Genomic DNA, 18,158 nt, shown 5'->3' with positions numbered 1-18,158 from the left:
CCCAGAGCTTAAATGCAGACAATCACTTGATTAAGATTATGCGCCAAGTGGAGTCATTCGGGCAACACCCCATCGCTCCAATTCCCGCGATTGCGCAACTCGGTCGAACTGACGTCAACCATCGGCACGTTCACAAAACACCACGCCGGAGCCTCCGCCCGCCCCAGCAAATGCCGCGCCTGCCCATCGATACGGTACTTGGCATAAAGCCGAGCCGCCGGAGACATCCGAGCAGAAATCCGGTCCCCAGGCCGCGCCACAACGCCCACAGGCACGCTGTCCATGATCTGTCGCCAGTCTTTCCAGCGGTGAAACTGCGCCAGATTGTCGGCCCCCATCAGCCATACAAACCGAACCTGCGGATAAAGCCGCCGCAGCGCCGCCAGTGTATCCGCCGTCGCCCGCGTCCCCGTCAGCGCCTCAATATCCGTCACATCAACGCGCGGATGCTGCATCACGTCCCGCGCCGCCGCAACCCGCCGCTCCAAAGGCGCAGGCCCCCGCTCCTTCAACGGATTGCCCGGCGACACCAGCCACCACACCCGATCCAGCCCGAACGCCTTCATCGCCTCGCGCGTCACATGCACATGACCTTGATGCGGAGGATCAAATGACCCTCCGAACAACCCCACGACCTGCCCGGGCCCCGCATATGGAATGGTACTGCGTTCCATCCTCTGCTGATGTTCAGAACTGAGAGGTGTTGTCAATCAATCGGCTGCACCACATCGCCAAGCCTGACTTGCCCCGGTTGCACTACTTCGGCACACCATCCCCCATGCCCCCGCACAGCAGAATAGCCGCCTTTGCCCAACGCCTCCTCCATCCGACTGCACGGAGCGCAGATCACGGTAAAGCGCAAAACGGCCTCCCCGACCTGCACCTCCCGCCCCTTTAGCGCCGCCAGATTGATTCCCGAAACCACCAGATTGCGCCGCAGGATCTCAGGCTTAACCGATCCTTGCCCCAGATAAGAGCCAATCGCCGCCAGATGTTCCTGCTGGATCAAAGTCACCGCCCGCTTGCCCGCCCGGCTGCGGTCGCCGTCCAGCCCATCGGCTGATACCCAAACCTCGTTGCGCCCATCCATTTCCGCTCTGCGGCCGGGACGTAAACCGATCCATGTCACCCGGCCCGGTTGCGCCCAACCGGCAATCAGTTCCGCAAGTTCTGCCAAAACCCCACCACTCCTTGTCGTGTTGGTTCTACCGGATCAAACGACCACAGAAAATTCACAATACCAGCAGCTTGCCCCGCCCGCTCGCCTCGGATATCCAGCGTTCCAACTTGATTTCCCCGACCCAGAGGACGCGACATGGCCGCCTATCAATATGTCTACCACATGCAGGGTGTCTCCAAGACCTATCCCGGTGGCAAAAAGTGCTTTGAAAACATCCACCTCAGCTTTCTGCCCGGCGTGAAAATCGGTGTCGTCGGCGTCAACGGCGCAGGTAAATCGACGCTGATGAAGATCATGGCGGGCCTCGACACGGACTTCACCGGTGAGGCATGGGCGGCCGAGGGCGCCAAGGTCGGCTATCTGCCGCAGGAACCTCAGTTGGATGAATCGCTGACCGTCCGCGAGAACGTCATGCTGGGCGTGGCCGCGAAAAAGGCCAAGGTCGACCGGTTCAACGAGATTGCCATGGAGATCGCCGAGAACTACTCGGACGAGTTGATGGAGGAAATGACTACCCTGCAGGATGCGATCGACGCGGAAAACCTGTGGGACCTCGACAGTCAGATCGATGTCTCGATGGAAGCGCTGCGCTGCCCGCCAGACGATGCCAACATCGCCAACCTTTCGGGCGGTGAGAAACGCCGTGTGGCGCTTTGCAAGCTGCTGCTGGAAGCGCCCGACATGCTGCTGCTCGACGAACCGACCAACCACCTGGACGCCGAGACCATCGCGTGGCTGCAACAGCACCTGATCGACTACAAAGGCACCATTCTGATCGTCACTCACGACCGTTATTTCCTGGATGACATCACAGGCTGGATCCTCGAACTCGACCGCGGCCGCGGTATTCCCTACGAGGGCAACTATTCCGCGTGGCTGGAACAAAAGGCCAAACGGCTGGAGCAGGAAGCGCGTGAGGACAAGTCCAAGCAGAAAACCCTGCAGCGCGAACTGGAATGGATGCGTCAGGGTCAAAAGGCACGTCAGGCCAAATCCAAGGCCCGGATCAACGCCTATAACGAACTGGCCGAGCAGTCCGAGCGCGAAAAGCTGACCCGCGCCCAGATCGTCATCCCCAACGGCCAGCGCCTTGGTGGCAAGGTGATCGAGGTCGAGGGCCTGTCAAAACACATGGGCGACAAGCAGCTGATCGAAGGGCTGGACTTTGCCCTGCCCCCCGGCGGCATCGTCGGCGTCATCGGCCCCAACGGTGCCGGTAAATCGACCCTGTTCAAGATGCTCACCGGTCAGGAACAACCCGACAGCGGCACCATCACGCTGGGCGACACGGTCGAGCTGTCCTATGTCGACCAGTCCCGCGATGACCTTGCCGACAACGATACCGTGTGGGAGGCGATCACCGGCGGTGCCGAGATCATCCAACTGGGCGACGCGCAGGTCAATTCCCGCGCCTATTGCTCGTCTTTCAACTTCAAGGGCGGCGACCAGCAGAAAAAGGTCTCGCTACTCTCAGGCGGTGAGCGCAACCGCGTCCACATGGCCCGCCTGCTGAAAGAGGGCGGCAACGTCCTGCTGCTCGACGAACCGACCAACGACCTTGACGTTGAAACCCTGCGCGCACTGGAAGACGCGCTGGTCGATTTCGCCGGCTGCGCCGTGGTGATCTCCCACGACCGCTTCTTCCTTGACCGGATTTGCACGCATATTCTGGCCTTCGAGGGCGACGCGCACGTGGAATGGTTCGAGGGCAACTTCGAGGATTACGAAGAGGACAAAAAGCGCCGTCTGGGACCGGACGCGCTGGAGCCCAAGCGGTTGAAGCATAAGAAGTTTGCGCGGTGATATGGGGGCGGCTAGTTTGCTGCCCCTTTTCATTTAATACTAGCTCGAGACCATGAATAGATTTAAAGAACTTCGTTTCTGGTTGAAACATGCACTTTGGTTCGTGCCCTGCGCCTACTTGCTGAATTTCATATATGCAATTCAGTCAGACCAATCAGGCGGCACATTTGGTGACACATTTGGTGCGGCCAACGCCCTTTTCTCCGGCACCGCGTTACTAATGCTAGTGCTTGCGGTGAGCTTGCAACGTGAAGAGCTTGAAGAAGTCAGAAAGGAACGAAATGACACTCGCAAACTACTAGAAGGACAAGAGGAGCTTAATGAGCTTCAAAAAGAAGCACTAGAAAGACAGAATTTCACACAGACATTCAATTCTTTGCTGAATTCCGCGCTTCAAGAAAAAAACCGTTTGGCTATTCGCCCGGTCGTAGATGGAAGACTAGGTCAGTCCGAGTATTCTAGCTCGAGTTTTTTCTGCGCAAGCCTTCTTGAAAAAGTTGCAGTAGGCGTCCGTACTGAACTGATACTTCAGGATTCCATAAACAAGCTGGCAAACAAGAATTATTTCTATGTTTGCATGTTAGTCCATCTCACGAATCTGGTAGATCGGAACAATGAAGCCGAAGACATGGCTAGCTTACTGCGCTCTTTGTTTGACGAAGAGTGCGCATATTGTTTGGCTTGGTATATAGTCAAGTCGACTATACTAAACGAAAAGAATGATCACCTTTTAGGTGTATTCTCGGCTTTCGAAATGATTGAGATGCTGGATGATGTAGCCCTAAATGGGTTTTTGAAGACGCGTCCGGATTACGCTGAACTTGCTTAGCAAGCGTAGGATGGGGTTTCACCCCATCACTCACTCAACGATAATACCCGAACACTCGCACGATCTGTTCCCGCGCACAAAACCACTTGCAAACTCCAACCTCTCAAATGATGGGGTGAAACCCCATCCTACGGCTCTCCGAACGGTCCCTCGGTGACCGCACCACTCCACTCCGGATCAACCCGACCCGCACGAATATCGCGATGGATTGACGAATACGGCCAATCGGTCGGGCGCTCGACCAACCCGTGCTTCACCGGATTCCGCCAACAATACGCCATATGATTGCGGTAATCCTGTTCGTCCCGAATGGTGTGCTCCCAAAAACGGCGCTGCCAAACAGGCGCTTCGCGTCTGTCGGCCCGTAGGCCGGGCTTCAGCCCGGCATATCTGCCGGATGTCACAACGGGCAGGTGTTCGGGGGCGGGTGCCGGGCTGAAGCCCGGCCTACGCATTGCTTCTCTGACCCGCATGTTAAACCGCGCCTTAATCGCACCCCACCGTGTCGAATAATCCGCATCCCCCGGCGGCAAGGTCCAAACCGCGTGCAAATGATCCGGCAACACAACAAACGCATCGCACCAGAACGGCCGCTCCCTCTGGGTCACCGCAAAGGCGGCCCGCAAATGCGCCACCTCTCGCACTAACAAATCCGACGACCGGTCGGCCAAAGACACGGTGAAAAAATACTTGGCCCCGGGAATGCAGACGCGTCGATAATCGCTCATGCTGTAACTTGATCATGACGAGGGTTAACGGATTCTGAATGCCACTCCGACGCGCCAGATAAATAACCGGACCTTATCAAAGCTCTGCCAACCAATAACCAAAACCATCGGCGGATTCTTGTACAAGTCGGACGATTGCCCCTCAAACCCCTGTACAAACCGTACAATCCGCCCTTGCCACACCGCCTGACCGATGCCATATCCATGAGGCTTACGTTTTTCTATTTCGACCTGCAGTCTCCTTCTACGGCGCTCAGTCTATCGATCCAGACAACGACGCCGGGCTGCCGCATCCACGTGGGCAGCACTAAACAGGAGACAACGGATATGCCCGCAGGCACCGTAAAATGGTTCAACACCACCAAAGGCTACGGCTTTATCGCACCTGAAGATGGCGGCAAAGACATCTTCGTACACATCTCGGCTGTCGAGCGTTCGGGCCTCACCGGTCTGGCCGACAACCAGAAGGTCACGTACGAGCTGCGCGCTGGTCGTGACGGCCGCGAAAGCGCCGACAATATCGAACTGGCCTAAGCCATTCAAAGGGCGGGATTTTTCCCGCCCTCTCCGCTATGCCCGCGCCCCGTGTGTGGCATAGGGAATACATCACAATCGGGTTATTCCTCCCCGGTGATTGACCAAATCCGCTATCATTTCAAAACTAGCGTTATGATTTCTTTGGTCATTTGAGGGATGTCACCATGTTCACACGCCGCGTATTTCTGGCCGGTACTGCCGTCAGCCTGCTTCCGGGCGTTGTCAGCGCCAAGAAAGCGGTCGAGTATGATCCCACGCCACAATTCGTGCGGGTCAAAAAGCAATTCCTACCCGGTCAGCTGCTGGTCGTTCCCCGTTCCTTCTACCTTTATTACATAACCGAACCCCGCAAAGCGATCCGCTATGGCTGCGGCGTCGGCAAAGCCGGACTGGAGTTTACAGGAACCGCAACTATCGACGTCAAGAAGGAATGGCCCACCTGGCGACCGACCGATGAGATGATCGAACGCGACCCGGTGGCCTATGGTCGGTTTAAGGACAACGACTATGTCCAACCGGGAGGGAGCGATAATCCACTGGGCGCGCGCGCTTTGTATCTGTTCCAAAACGGAGTCGACACCTATTTCCGCATCCATGGCACCACACAACCGCAAACCATCGGTCGCGCGGCCTCGAACGGCTGCATACGGATGCTGAATGAGCATGTAATCGATCTGTACAACCGGGTGCCGATTGGAACCGTGGTGACCGTGGTCTAAGCCGCCGACCAATCCACATCGTCGGCTTGTTCAATCCTCAGGCGACCTTCTGGCCATGGGCGCATCAGCTTCTGCGCCTCTTCTTCGGATCCATGTAACCAGCAATCCACATCCTGCGACCCCAGCAACACACCCATACGGTGGTGGATCGGCTTTACATCGGCATTTGGCTCGCAGGTGACTGCGGCGACCTGATCCACACGCTGCCCACCAGGGGCCTCCCAACAATCCGTAATTGCAGCAAATAATAGCGGAATGCCATCCTTCGCTGCGATACGCCATGCAGTTTTGCGCCGTTTCTCTCCGGTCCACTCGTACCAGCCATCAACTGGTATAACTGCGCGCCCAACACCTTCGAATGCGCTTTTGTCAAAAACCGTTTCAGAGCGAGCGTTGATAATGGTCTCCATCACCGGACGTCCGCGCGCATTGACCCTGCCGACCGGGATCATCCCCCAACGCATCATCTTCAAGCCTTCACCGGTCAATACCGTCACCTCCTGACCCGGTTGAATGTTCCTGCGCGGGGGTTGAGGCCCTACGTTATCTTTCACGTTCAGGAACTTAGCAATCTCGCCAATTGGTCGTGTGAGAAAAAACCGGCCTGGCATAGGACCCTCCTAATCGGCAGCGCGCTCCGCTAAAGCCAGTACAAAAGGTCCTAGCGCGTCAACGATCAGCGCAACGCCTTGGGCATTTGGATGGATGCCATCAGATTGCATGAACTGGCGCGCGACTGCAGGATCGCCCTCGGTCGTGAGCCCGTCAAAGAAGCTTTCCGCATAGATCGCGCCATACTGCTGCGCCAGTTCCGGATACATGGCATCGAAACTTTGCTTGTAATCCATCCCATAGTTCCCGGGGGCTTGCATGCCGATCAGCAGAACTTCGACATTCGCAGCTTCAGCGGTGTTCAGGATTGCCTCAAGATTGGCGCGCGACACATCCGGATCGATACCGCGTAACAGATCATTGCCGCCGAGGGCTACAATCATGCCATCGACCTCTGGCGTCAGAGTCCAATCAACGCGGGAGGCTCCTCCTGCGGTCGTATCCCCGGAAACACCGGCGTTGATAAGCTGAATATCCGCCCCTTCCTCCTGCAACCAGCGTTGCAGTTGCGGCACAAACCCGTCTTGTTGCGGAAGTCCATATCCTTGTGTCAGGGAATCTCCGAGCGCCGCAATCACCACCGGCTCAGCCGTCGCGGCAAATCCGCAACAGATGAACACGCCTGACATCAAACCCTTGCGCAGCTTCTGTATCGCGCCATATCCCAATGGACTGTACCCCTCTTGATGGCCTGATCGATGACGACACCCGTTCTCACCCTCCAAGATGCCGCATTATCGCTGGATGGCAATGCCGGAAGAGTGGATATCCTGCACGACATCACTTTGACTGTGAGCAAGGGTGAAACTCTGGGGCTGATCGGTCCCTCTGGTTCCGGAAAGTCTTCGCTACTGATGCTAATGGGCGGCTTAGAACAGGCAACTGGTGGACGCGTTACCGCATTGGGCCAAGATTTGACGAAAATGAGCGAGGATGCGCTGGCACGGTTCAGAAGAGATGCCATGGGCGTAGTGTTTCAGAATTTCCACTTGATTCCGACGATGACCGCGCTTGAGAACGTGGCGACCCCGTTAGAACTCGCGGGACACAAAGATGCATTCCAGCGCGCCGCGGCCGAGTTGGAGGCCGTGGGCCTTTCACATCGTATCGATCACTACCCGGCGCAGTTGTCAGGCGGCGAGCAACAGCGTGCGGCGCTGGCCCGCGCTTCGGCCCCGCGCCCGCATATATTACTGGCGGATGAACCAACGGGAAATCTGGATGAAACCAACGGTTCAGCAATCATTGATCTGTTATTCGGACTGCGGGACCGTCACGGGGCAACTCTGGTTCTGGTCACGCACAGCCATACACTGGCTCAGAAATGCGACCGCGTTGTGCGCTTGCGCGATGGGCGTATCGCCGAGGAATCCCAGCGTGAGGCCGCCGAATGAGCCTGCGACTGGCCGGTCGCCTGGCCCGGCGCGAACTGCGCGGTGGGTTGCGCGGGTTTCGGGTGTTTCTGGCCTGCCTGGCTTTGGGTGTTGCAGCAATTGCTGCGGTTGGCATGGTGCGCCAAGCCATTCAGACCGGATTGCAACAAGAGGGCGCGTCGCTCTTAGGCGGCGATGCCCAGCTGGAGTTCACCTATCGCTTTGCAAACGATGAGGAACGTGACTGGATGGCGGACACCGCGCAAGCAGTGTCGGAGGTCGTCGATTTCAGGTCCATGGCCGTCACGGGTGATGGCGCAGGCGCGCAACGGGCGTTAACTCAGGTGAAGGCCGTGGACGGGGCCTATCCGTTGTTGGGATCGGTGGCTCTGGAACCCGCAGTTTCTTTGCCCGAGGCCTTGGCGGGCGCCGATGGGCTGCCCGGCGCCGTGATGGCTCCGTCCCTGATTGACCGCCTGAACCTTGCGATTGGGGACCAATTTGATCTCGGTACGCAGAGGTTCGTTTTGATGGCCTCGCTGGAACACGAACCGGATGGTGCGGCAGATGGGTTCTCGCTGGGACCGCGCACCTTGGTTCGAACCGAGGATTTGCAATCATCGGGCCTGCTGGCTCCGGGTACTTTGTTTTCCACCAAATACAGGATGAACTTGCCGCAAACCGTCGAGTTGGAGGCGCTGTCGCAGCAGGCCAGGCAGGCCTTCGAGGGAACCGGCATGCGCTGGACTGATGCCCGCAATGGTGCGCCGGGGATATCCGAGTTTGTAGGGCGCCTCAGCGCGTTTCTGGTGCTGGTTGGTCTATCCGGATTGGCGGTTGGGGGGATCGGAGTATCGGCTGCCGTGCGCGCCTATCTATCCCAGAAAACGGAAACCATTGCGACATTGCGGACTTTGGGCGCTGATCGGGCCACAATCTTTCAGACATACATGATCCAGATCGCCGTTCTTTCAGGCGTTGGTATCGTCATGGGTTTGACCCTGGGCGCGGCGCTTCCAATGCTGCTGGCACCGGTTATCGAAACCCAACTGCCGATCCCTGCTGTATTCTCGCTATATCCGCAGCCCCTGTTCGAGGCCGCACTTTATGGTGTGCTAACCGCGTTCCTGTTTACGCTTTGGCCTCTGGCCAGAACCGAGGAGGTGCGTGCGGCAACATTGTTCCGGGATGCGCTGACTTCGGCAAGCAGCTTCCCGCGGTTGATCTATGTAATTGCGACTGCAATTGGCCTGGCCGCACTGATCGGAGCCGCCGCTTGGTTCAGCGGTTCAACCCGGTTGACCCTCTGGACAAGCGCAGGTCTGGCGGGGGCGCTCACTTTGCTGACCCTTTCTGCCATTGCCATTCGCAAATTGGCCCGCGCGGGCGCTCCTTGGGCCAGAGGGCGTCCAGCCCTGCGGTGGGCGTTGTCCGCCATCTCTGACCCACGCGAAGGCGCAGCATCGGTGGTCCTGTCCCTTGGGCTCGGCCTTTCGGTCCTTGCGGCGGTTGGGCAGATCGACGGCACGCTACGCAATGCGATTTCGGGCAACTTGCCTGAGGTCGCACCCTCGTATTTCTTCGTCGATATCCAGAAGGATCAGATGCCCGGGTTCAGCGAACGTCTCGACACTGACCCTGCCGTCAGTCGGGTAGAAAGCGCTCCGATGCTGCGTGGGATCATTACCAAAATCAATGGGCGACCCGCGCGCGAGATTGCAGGCGATCACTGGGTTCTGGACGGCGACCGGGGCGTAACCTACTCTGCCCGCCCCCCACGGAATGCCCGCGTGACTGACGGGGTTTGGTGGCCAGAGGACTACAGCGGCCCACCGCAAGTCAGCTTTGCCGCAGAAGAGGCCGACGAGATGGGCCTGAAACTGGGCGATGAGCTGACCGTTAATATCCTGGGCCGCGATATCACAGCTGAACTCACATCGCTGCGTGAGGTTGATTTCTCTACTGCAGGAATGGGTTTTGTCATGTCGATGAACCCCTCTGCATTGGCTGGTGCCCCGCATAGCTTCATCGCTACCGTTTATGCCGAAGAACAGGCCGAGGCCGCCATTCTGCGTGATTTGGCCGGTCAATTCCCCAACATCACGGCAGTCCGGGTCAGAGACGCCATCGACCGGGTATCAGGCCTGCTGGCGGGGCTTGCGGCAGCCACGTCATATGGCGCAGGGGTCTCTCTGTTGACCGGGTTTTTGGTGTTGATCGGTGCGGCGGCAGCGGGCGAACCGGCGCGTAGGTACGAGGCAGCGATCCTCAAGACTCTGGGTGCCAACCGTGGGCGCATATTGCGCAGCTTTGCCCTGCGGGCAATCCTTTTGGGAGCAGCCGCAGGTTGCGTTGCTTTGCTGACCGGAATTCTGGGCGGTTGGGCCGTGGCTACTTATATATTCGACACAGAGTTCGCGGTCATCTGGCCATCCGCGCTTGGGATCGTCATCGCCGGTGTTGGCGTTACCTTAGGCGCGGGGATGGTCTTTGCCCTGCGCCCGCTTTCAGTACGCCCTGCGCGTATACTGCGCGCCAGCGACTGAGTTCAGCGCATACAAGCGACAGGCTGCAATATTTTCAGCAATTGGTCATTGTCGCAAACCAACGCATCGAGCGTGATTTCGTCCAGCGACGCATAAAACACCTCAGCCGCATCTTGCAGCGCCAACCGGAGGCGGCAGGCATCGGTCAGTGGGCAGGTGTTGTCAGCATCCGCAAAACACTCGGCAATCGGCAACCCGCCTTCGACATGGCGAAACACGGACCCGACCCGGATCTGATCCGCCGGGCGTGCCAGCGTCATGCCGCCATTGCGGCCGCGTTGTGTGCTGAGATAGTCTAGCTGGCTCAGTTGGTTGATCACCTGTGCCAGATGGTTTTCTGAAATATTACAGACATCGGCGATCTCGGCCTTCGTGACCAGCCGTTCCTGATGTGCGGCGCAATACATCAAAACACGCACCGCGATATTCGTCCGTTTGGTAATCCGCATTAGGGCCTCCCGAATCTCAAGGTGAAGCTTTATTGCATGTCTCGTAAAAAGACTGTTTGACATACATCAATCGTCAAAGAAGGACGCGACCCGCATGGCAGACCCTTATTTCTTCGGCTATGGCAGCCTCGTGAACCTGTCGACGCATGATTTCCCCGACCCGCGCCCAGCGCGACTGAAAGGTTGGCGACGCGCATGGCGGCACACGGATCTGCGCCCGGTGGCGTTTTTGACCGCTGTGCCGGATGCTGATTCCGAGATCGATGGTATGATCGCCCATGTTCCTAAAAACGACTGGGCCGCGTTGGATGAAAGAGAATGGGCCTATGACCGCGTTCCAGCCACACGGTCGGTCACGCACACTCTGACGCAAGAGGTGGAAATCGCTGTCTACGCAGTCCCGCATGATCGACACACCGCGCCCAGCAATCACCATCCCCTATTGCTCAGCTATATTGATGTTGTCGTGCAAGGGTATCTGCGGGCTTTTGGACCAGAGGGCGCCGATCGCTTCTTTGCAACAACCGATGGTTGGGATGCTCCGATTTTGAACGACCGCGCCGAGCCCCGTTATCCCCGTCACCAACAATTGAAGCAGGCCGAGACCGAATTCGTGGATGACCGCCTGCAACGCGTTTCGGCGCAAGTTTTGCGACCCGGAGAACAAAGAAAGGCAGGTGATTTACCTGCCTCCTTCGTATTCTAAGCACTGACCCTGAAGTCAGCCGCGAGCGCGGATCACCTGCAACAGCGGCAGCAAGGTCGCCATTTCGGGCCCGCGCTCCATCCCCGTTAGCGCTTTGCGCAGCGGCATGAACAGGCCTTTGCCCTTGCGACCAGTTGCTTCTTTGACTGCCTTGGTCCATGTGCCCCAAGTTTCCCCATCGAATGGGCCTTCGGGCAGCAATGAGACAGCCTGAGCGATGAACTCACGATCCTCGTCTGCAATCAGGGGTTCGGCCCCATCACGGCACAATTCCCACCATCCCTCGAGATCGCTCAGCGTGGTGATATTTTCGCGCGCCATGGTCCAGAAAGGCTCGGCCAGTTCAGCAGGTACACCTGCTTTAGCAACGGCATCGGCCACATCGGTCAGCGGCAGCGATTGTAGATGCTTCGCAGTCAGCGGGAACAGGTCCTGCACGTCGAACTTGGTTGGGGCTGCACCGAAGCGTGTAACATCAAAGCCGTCGATCAACTCTGCCATATCCGAGCGCAGCTCAACCGGATCTGACGACCCCAGACGCGCCATCAGACTCAGTAAGGCCATTGGCTGCACACCCTGCTCTCGCAGATCGCGCAAGGCCAGAGTGCCCAAGCGTTTCGACAACGCCTCTCCCTGCGGGCCAGTCAGCAACGAGTGGTGCGCAAAACGCGGACAGGTCCCGCCCAAGGCCTCGATGATCTGAATCTGCGTTGCGGTGTTGGTGACATGGTCCGAGCCGCGCACGACATCGGTTACGCCCATTTCGGTGTCATCGACCACAGAGGCTATCGTGTAGAGAACCTGACCATCTCCTCGGATCAGCACCGGATCAGAGACCGAGGCCGCATCAATCGAGATATCGCCCAGAATGCCATCGTTCCATTCGATCCGCTCGTGGTTCAGCTTGAACCGCCAGACGCCGTTGCCGCGTTCGGCACGCAGGGCTTCTTTCTCGGCATCCGACAGATTCAACGCCGCACGATCATAGACCGGCGGCTTGCCCATGTTCAGCTGTTTCTTGCGCTTCAGGTCCAGCTCGGTCGGCGTTTCGAACGCCTCATAAAACCGGCCCATCTCGCGCAGCTTGTCGGCGGCCTCGGCGTAGCGATCCAGACGCTCCGACTGTCGCTCAACCCGGTCCCAATGCAGGCCCAACCACTCCAGATCCTGCTTGATCGCGTCGACATATTCTTCCTTCGACCGCTCAGGATCGGTGTCATCGATACGCAAGATGAACGTACCACCGGCTTTGCGGGCGATCAAATAGTTCATCAGGGCGGTGCGCAGGTTGCCCACATGGATGTAACCGGTGGGCGACGGGGCAAAACGGGTCGTGGTCATGGAAGTCTCCTGTTGGCGCGGCTCATCTCACATGGGCGCGTTTTTGTCCAGAAGAGGCTTTCAGGTTGGTTCAACCGGCCAAATGCCATCTAAGCGTTCGAGCCCGGCTTTGATGAGTTCACTAAGCACGTCGAGATCGATATCCGGTAGCTTATTCATATAGAGGCAGGATTTACCCAGCTTGTGCTTGCCCAGTCTTGATAAGACATCTCCGAAGTCAGCATACCCGGGCATGATATAGATGGAATGCGCCGCCTTGCGCGGAGAGAACCCAGTTGCGAGAAAGTCGCCCTCGCGCCCTGACGCATAGCGATAGTGATATCGACCATAGCCAATGATCGACGGCCCCCACATTACTGGCGCATAACCTGTGGTTTCACGAAACAGCCTGTCCAGCACGTGCGCCTCCTCCGCCTTGCGGGTCGGCTGAATACTCGCCAGAAAATCAGCAACGTTTTGCTCGGTGGGTACGGTTTTATTCGCAGATCGCGGCATGAACAAAAATTAACACGTAATGTTCAACCGCGCAGCCCATATAACAGTGCCATAGTATGGCCACAGGCCCAGACTGACCTAATTCAGTCAAACATGCTCTGACAGGGAGAACGACCATGACCATCAGATTGACTCGCCGGGCGGCGCTTGGAACGGTTGCGGCTCTGCCGCTTGCGGCAGCTACTTCGCCTGTTCTGGCCGCGGGTACCGAGACCAAAGCCAACTCTACAATAGCAAAATCGTTTCAACTGGGCGATTTCACCGTCACCACCTTGTTGGATGGCAGCCTGCCTCGTGATGGTGCGCAAGACATTTTCGGCGGCGGCGCCTCGGATGAAGATTTCGCCCGTGTATCGGCTGACAACTTCATCTCGCCAGATGTTGCACAGTTCTTCTTCACACCAACGCTGGTTAATACGGGGTCCGAGATGATCCTGTTTGATACTGGGCTTGGCCAAGGTGGAATTCAGGCCGCGTTGGCCGACGCCGGCGTAACGCCTGATCAGATCGATGTGGTGGTCATTACCCACATGCATCCCGATCATATCGGTGGTATGACAACCAATGATGCCGCAACTTTTGCCAATGCGCGTTATGTAACAGCAGCACCCGAATACGACTTTTGGTCAGCGCAAGACGCGGGCAACCGAGTGGGTGATATGGTTGCAGCCAAAGTCACCCCGATGGCAGAGAAGATGACTTTTATCGGGGATGGTGGTGAAGTCGCATCCGGCGTCACCGGTATGGCAGCGTTTGGGCATACTCCGGGCCATATGGTCTATCACCTAGAAAGCAACGGTCAGCGTCTGGTCCTGACGGCGGATCTTGCAAATCACTATGTCTGGTCTTTTGCACATCCTGAATGGGAAGTGCGATTCGACATGGACAAAGCCGCTGCCACGGAATCGCGCAGGAATGTGCTGGGCATGCTGGCTGCGGACAAAGTGCCTATGATCGGCTATCACATGCCTTTCCCAGCCGCTGGGTATGTCGAATCCCGTGGCGACGGGTTCCGGTTCGTGCCGGTCAGCTATCAAATGATGGGCTAGGAGCTAAAAACCAGCATCCGGCCGCACTTTTGACCCATCCGTGAAACGGGGCAGGCGAAAGGCGGTCGGATCAACGCAAGGCGTGCTTTCCGTAACAAGGTCCGCCACTAATCGACCTGCGGCAGGACCGATGCCAAAACCGTGGCCAGAGAAACCGGTGGCAATATGCAGGCCCAGCACCGCGTCCACTTTCGAGATGACCGGGATCGCATCCGGGGTCACATCGATCAGGCCGGCCCAGCTTTGCACGATCTCCGCACTATCAAGCGCAGGCAACGCCTTGCGGGCGTTGGCCCACGCCCTTCGCAACACTTTCTGGGAAGGTTCCGGGTCGAGCACTCGGCAATGTTCAAACGGTGTCACATCGGTCGGCAGCCAGCTTCGATCCTCATTCGCCTCGACCATCCAGCGTCTCGAAAAGCGAAACCTTAAGGACCGCCACTCTTGCCGGAATGCGGGCAGAAACTGCAACCCGAGTCGGAAACTGTCAGGAACGATATCCACTGTATTCTCGTGACCCGAAGCTATGGTGTATCCCCCGTCCGAGCGCTTTCGAATGGCAAAATCATCACTCCAAAGCGACACCTCTGGCCCTGCTGCAACCGGAGAGGTCCGCATGACCGTATTGAGCACTTTGAGCTGTGGCAGAGTGATTCCAGCGTTCCCCGCAAACAGCCGAGACCAGGCTCCGCCTGCAAGTACGACTTGACTACACCTTACGCGGCCGCGTTCGGTGAAAACACCTGCGATCCGGCCCGCAGCAACATCGACACTTCGCACCGCGCATTGCGTCATGATCGCGGCCCCACGGTCGCGCGCCGCCTCGGCGATTGCGGGGGCCGCCCATTGCGGCTCGGCCCGCCCGTCCTGCGGCATGTAAAGCGCTGAGCGCAGTTTCATACTGTTATCCGACAGCAACCCGTCCAGTTCAGGGCCGGATACCATGCGAGCACCTGTTTGCAGCCCTTCAACATGGTCCAGCCATCGCGTCAGGTTTTCATCGTCTCGTGTGCCAGATGCGCCAAACACGATTCCTGATTGAACATAGCCTGTGGCGCGTCCCAATCGCGCATCCAGCCCTTGCCAGATTCTAAGCGCCTCTTGCATCAGGGGGATCTCGCGCGGATCACGTGTCCCAAGGCGCACCCAGCCCCAATTGCGCGAGCTTTGCTCGCCCGCAATCCGGCCTTTCTCGCACAACAGAACGGAAACACCTCGCTCAGCAAGCTCGAAGGCTGCCGAAGCCCCGATGATTCCACCACCTATGACGACAACATCTACGTGTTTGGGAAGTGTGAGATCAGATTCGACGGGTGTCGGTGTGGGGCCTGGCATTAACCGCTCGGTGCTCGTTCATCGGAGCGACATCCAGCCTGAAGGCGATTTCACTGGCAATGTAGAAAACGATTGGTCCCGGGCAATTGCCGGAACCTGTGGCCAATTGGCCAATGCGCGGCGAATTAAGCCGCGCAGATGCGTTCAGATTACGCCGCCCCGGAAAGTTGCGCCCATTTCTGGCGCAGTACCGTGCTGAGCTTGGGATCGGACTTTGATGCAAGCGATTCCTGTGGCTGCAACACCGGAAATTCCGATCGCAACGGAACCGGGCCTGCCAACGCGTCGGGCGTCGGCTCTTCCTGGCTCATAATGTCTGCAATCGCAGCATCCAGCGCCTGTTCATCCAACTTGCGCGGCGCTGATTCCATGGGCTTCAACTGCAACGGAGAATGAAGCGGCTTATCGTATCCATTCGTCATTTGACCACCAATACCTTTACTGACATCCCAAACACGGATGCCTTTTCCCAGTTCCACAATCCCGGTCATCGGCTCTGAAAATGGCAGGCCAACCTACCGGATTGCGTCACATCCGCCCCATATGAGGCGAACCCCTGTCGTAAATGTGGCAAAAAAAGGACGCGCGTACAAGCGAAACATAGTCTTTTCACCGCACAACTGGCTGAAATGGATAAACAAACTGCCGCAGAAATCCGCATTACCATGCACTTTCGAAACAATGGTAAATTCTTCAACCAGAGCGGTGCTTACGTTCTATCCCGCCAGCGATTTACAATCGGATAGCGGCGATCCAGCCAGAAGGCCCGCGGCGACAACCGTGTGCCAGGCGCGGACTGGAAGCGCTTGTATTCACTAATGTAAATCAGATGTTCGACCCGCCGGGCCTCGGCCTCATCAAATCCGGCTGCAACGCAGTCGGCGATTGAGCCATCCTGATCCACCAAAATATCAAGAATCGCATCGAGAACGGGGTAGTCCGGCAGGCTGTCGCTGTCTTTCTGGTCTTCACGCAATTCAGCACTTGGCGGCTTGTCGATCACCGAAGGGCGTATGACCTCACCCTCGGGACCCATCATCCAGTCGCGATGATTGGCGTTGCGCCAGCGGCAGGTCTCGAACACGCGAGTTTTGTACAGATCTTTGATCGGGTTATAGCCACCGTTCATGTCACCATAGATAGTGGCGTAGCCAACTGCGACCTCGGACTTGTTGCCGGTGGTCAGCAGCATCTCGCCAAACTTGTTCGAAATCGCCATTAGCAGAAGACCGCGCAGGCGAGACTGGACATTTTCTTCGGTCAGGTCCTCATTCAGCCCCGCAAAAAGCGGAGCCAAAGTGTTGGTTACCGCTGCGCGTCCCTCAGAGATCGGCACAAAGTCGTAGTGCACGCCCAGCGCCTTGGCGACGGCTTCGGCATCATCCAAAGAACTTTGGCTTGTATATTCCGAAGGCAGCATTACGCAGCGTACATTTTCCGCACCGATCGCATCCACGGCTATTGCGGCCACCAGCGCCGAGTCGACGCCACCCGACAACCCCAGCACAGCTTTGCCAAACCCCGTCTTACCCATGTAATCGCGCAGAGATTGCACCATCGCGCGATAATCCTGCTCCCATTCGTCGGGTTGCGGCACGACTTCACCAGCCACAATACGCCATCCGTCATCTTGGCGCGACAGATCGATATGGCTGACGGCCTCATCGAAGACGGGCATGCGGAACGCAAGCTCTCCACCCGGGTTCAATCCAAACGTAGCACCGTCGAAAACCTGATCATCCTGCCCGCCGACCATGTTCAGGTAGATTACCGGCAGACCCGTTTCGACCGTGCGAGCCACCATGTGGTTCAACCGGATATCGTATTTGTTTCGAAAATAGGGCGAGCCGTTGGGGATCAGCAGAAACTCGGCCCCGGTTTCTTCCAGTGTCTCGGCGACATCCTCGTGCCAGCCATCCTCGCAAATCGGGCTACCAATACGGACATTTCCAACCGCATAAGGGCCGCCCATAGGACCCGCATCATAAAGGCGTACTTCATCAAAGACGGTCTCATTGGGCAAATGATGTTTAAGAACTTTGCTGACAATCCGCCCACCTTTGAGGATCAGGTAGGCGTTATAAAGCTTCCCATCTTCAACCCAAGGACCGCCGATGGCCAACGCCGGGCCGTCGGCACAGTCTTCAGCCAACGCCTGCACCGCATTCATCGCGGCCCGATGAAACGCGGGCTTCATCACCAGATCCTGGGTATTGTAGCCGGTTATGAACATCTCGGGCAGCGCCACAAGATCAGCCTGCGCCGCGCGCCCTTGCTGCCAGGCTGCAGCAGCCTTGGCGGCATTACCGTCGATATCCCCAACCGTTGGGTTCAATTGCGCCAGAGTGATGCGGAAACGATCGGCCATTTTTGCCCTCTTGCCCTCATGTCTTTCAGGGATTTAGCAGATCACACCGCGAGTGAAAGGCAAATGCGCCAAAAGCCGTTGCTCTGCC

At 57.6% G+C, this 18,158-nt stretch carries 19 protein-coding genes; 8 read left to right on the top strand and 11 right to left on the bottom strand.

The genetic code is table 11. The features are described 5' to 3' along the window. Nucleotides 1-53 precede the first annotated feature (53 nt). Nucleotides 54-674 carry a nicotinate-nucleotide adenylyltransferase gene (locus I5192_RS01350; RefSeq protein WP_223117575.1) on the bottom strand — a complete coding sequence of 207 codons (621 nt, stop codon included), beginning with the start codon at nt 672-674 and terminating at the stop codon, nt 54-56. Between the two features lie 32 nt (nt 675-706). Beyond that, on the bottom strand, nt 707-1,177 hold the full coding sequence (locus I5192_RS01345) for an MOSC domain-containing protein (RefSeq protein WP_223117574.1): 471 nt from the start codon (nt 1,175-1,177) through the stop codon (nt 707-709). A 138-nt stretch (nt 1,178-1,315) separates the two neighbouring features. Between I5192_RS01345 and ettA the strand changes: the two genes are divergently transcribed. Next, nucleotides 1,316-2,983, top strand: a complete 1,668-nt coding sequence (gene ettA / locus I5192_RS01340; RefSeq protein ID WP_170462733.1) for an energy-dependent translational throttle protein EttA — start codon at nt 1,316-1,318, stop codon at nt 2,981-2,983. 52 nt (nt 2,984-3,035) lie between these two features. Continuing rightward, nucleotides 3,036-3,812 carry a hypothetical protein gene (locus I5192_RS01335; protein ID WP_223117573.1) on the top strand — a complete coding sequence of 259 codons (777 nt, stop codon included), beginning with the start codon at nt 3,036-3,038 and terminating at the stop codon, nt 3,810-3,812. 128 nt (nt 3,813-3,940) lie between these two features. Here the strand turns inward: I5192_RS01335 and I5192_RS01330 are convergent, their stop codons facing one another. Further along, entirely contained in the window at nt 3,941-4,540 is a 600-nt protein-coding gene (locus I5192_RS01330; protein WP_223117572.1) for a transposase, read from the bottom strand. A gap of 327 nt (nt 4,541-4,867) precedes the next feature. On the opposite strand from I5192_RS01330, the gene I5192_RS01325 reads away from it, so the two are divergent. Together I5192_RS01325 and I5192_RS01320 are read left to right on the top strand one after the other, a co-directional pair. Next, nucleotides 4,868-5,074, top strand: coding sequence for a cold-shock protein (locus I5192_RS01325; RefSeq protein WP_010442474.1), 207 nt, complete (start codon nt 4,868-4,870; stop codon nt 5,072-5,074). 167 nt (nt 5,075-5,241) lie between these two features. Next, entirely contained in the window at nt 5,242-5,796 is a 555-nt protein-coding gene (locus tag I5192_RS01320) for a L,D-transpeptidase (protein WP_170395928.1), read from the top strand. Here the strand turns inward: I5192_RS01320 and I5192_RS01315 are convergent. Both I5192_RS01315 and I5192_RS01310 read right to left on the bottom strand, forming a co-directional pair. After that, nucleotides 5,793-6,407 carry an SOS response-associated peptidase gene (locus tag I5192_RS01315; protein ID WP_170423818.1) on the bottom strand — a complete coding sequence of 205 codons (615 nt, stop codon included), beginning with the start codon at nt 6,405-6,407 and terminating at the stop codon, nt 5,793-5,795. The genes I5192_RS01320 and I5192_RS01315 overlap by 4 nt on opposite strands. A 9-nt stretch (nt 6,408-6,416) precedes the next feature. Then, nucleotides 6,417-7,037: an arylesterase gene (locus I5192_RS01310; RefSeq protein ID WP_223117571.1), complete on the bottom strand. Its 621-nt coding sequence runs from the start codon at nt 7,035-7,037 to the stop codon at nt 6,417-6,419. Between the two features lie 69 nt (nt 7,038-7,106). Between I5192_RS01310 and I5192_RS01305 the strand changes: the two genes are divergently transcribed. Beyond that, entirely contained in the window at nt 7,107-7,802 is a 696-nt protein-coding gene (locus tag I5192_RS01305) for an ABC transporter ATP-binding protein (RefSeq protein ID WP_223117570.1), read from the top strand. After that, nucleotides 7,799-10,327 (top strand): ABC transporter permease, encoded by a 2,529-nt coding sequence (locus I5192_RS01300; protein ID WP_223117569.1) that lies wholly within the window; start codon nt 7,799-7,801, stop codon nt 10,325-10,327. Before I5192_RS01305 ends, I5192_RS01300 begins: the two co-directional genes overlap by 4 nt. A gap of 2 nt (nt 10,328-10,329) precedes the next feature. On the opposite strand, the gene I5192_RS01295 is transcribed toward I5192_RS01300, so the two are convergent. Further along, nucleotides 10,330-10,776 (bottom strand): Rrf2 family transcriptional regulator, encoded by a 447-nt coding sequence (locus tag I5192_RS01295; RefSeq protein ID WP_170395922.1) that lies wholly within the window; start codon nt 10,774-10,776, stop codon nt 10,330-10,332. Between the two features lie 94 nt (nt 10,777-10,870). Between I5192_RS01295 and I5192_RS01290 the strand changes: the two genes are divergently transcribed. Next, nucleotides 10,871-11,482 (top strand): gamma-glutamylcyclotransferase family protein, encoded by a 612-nt coding sequence (locus I5192_RS01290; protein WP_170514025.1) that lies wholly within the window; start codon nt 10,871-10,873, stop codon nt 11,480-11,482. Nucleotides 11,483-11,497: 15 nt separating this feature from the next. Here the strand turns inward: I5192_RS01290 and gltX are convergent, their stop codons facing one another. Together gltX and I5192_RS01280 are read right to left on the bottom strand one after the other, a co-directional pair. Next, nucleotides 11,498-12,823, bottom strand: coding sequence for a glutamate--tRNA ligase (gene gltX / locus I5192_RS01285; protein WP_170395918.1), 1,326 nt, complete (start codon nt 12,821-12,823; stop codon nt 11,498-11,500). Between the two features lie 60 nt (nt 12,824-12,883). After that, the gene (locus tag I5192_RS01280) at nt 12,884-13,318 is read right to left on the bottom strand and encodes a DUF1801 domain-containing protein (protein ID WP_223117568.1); all 435 of its coding nucleotides are present in this window, start codon (nt 13,316-13,318) and stop codon (nt 12,884-12,886) included. A gap of 116 nt (nt 13,319-13,434) precedes the next feature. On the opposite strand from I5192_RS01280, the gene I5192_RS01275 reads away from it, so the two are divergent. Beyond that, complete coding sequence (locus tag I5192_RS01275) at nt 13,435-14,367, top strand: MBL fold metallo-hydrolase (RefSeq protein WP_170395914.1); 933 nt, start codon at nt 13,435-13,437, stop codon at nt 14,365-14,367. A 3-nt stretch (nt 14,368-14,370) separates the two neighbouring features. Here the strand turns inward: I5192_RS01275 and I5192_RS01270 are convergent, their stop codons facing one another. The 3 genes from I5192_RS01270 to I5192_RS01260 all read right to left on the bottom strand — a co-directional run bounded on the left by I5192_RS01270 (nt 14,371) and on the right by I5192_RS01260 (nt 18,070). Further along, on the bottom strand, nt 14,371-15,702 hold the full coding sequence (locus tag I5192_RS01270) for an FAD-binding oxidoreductase (protein WP_223117567.1): 1,332 nt from the start codon (nt 15,700-15,702) through the stop codon (nt 14,371-14,373). A 149-nt stretch (nt 15,703-15,851) separates the two neighbouring features. Continuing rightward, nucleotides 15,852-16,193: a hypothetical protein gene (locus I5192_RS01265; RefSeq protein ID WP_170423801.1), complete on the bottom strand. Its 342-nt coding sequence runs from the start codon at nt 16,191-16,193 to the stop codon at nt 15,852-15,854. 218 nt (nt 16,194-16,411) lie between these two features. Continuing rightward, nucleotides 16,412-18,070 carry an NAD+ synthase gene (locus tag I5192_RS01260; RefSeq protein WP_170818624.1) on the bottom strand — a complete coding sequence of 553 codons (1,659 nt, stop codon included), beginning with the start codon at nt 18,068-18,070 and terminating at the stop codon, nt 16,412-16,414. Nucleotides 18,071-18,158: the final 88 nt, after the last annotated feature.

Origin of the sequence: Ruegeria sp. SCSIO 43209 (assembly GCF_019904295.1) — a bacterium.
Lineage (GTDB): Bacteria > Pseudomonadota > Alphaproteobacteria > Rhodobacterales > Rhodobacteraceae > Ruegeria.
This window is presented reverse-complemented; position numbering and strand designations above follow the sequence as displayed.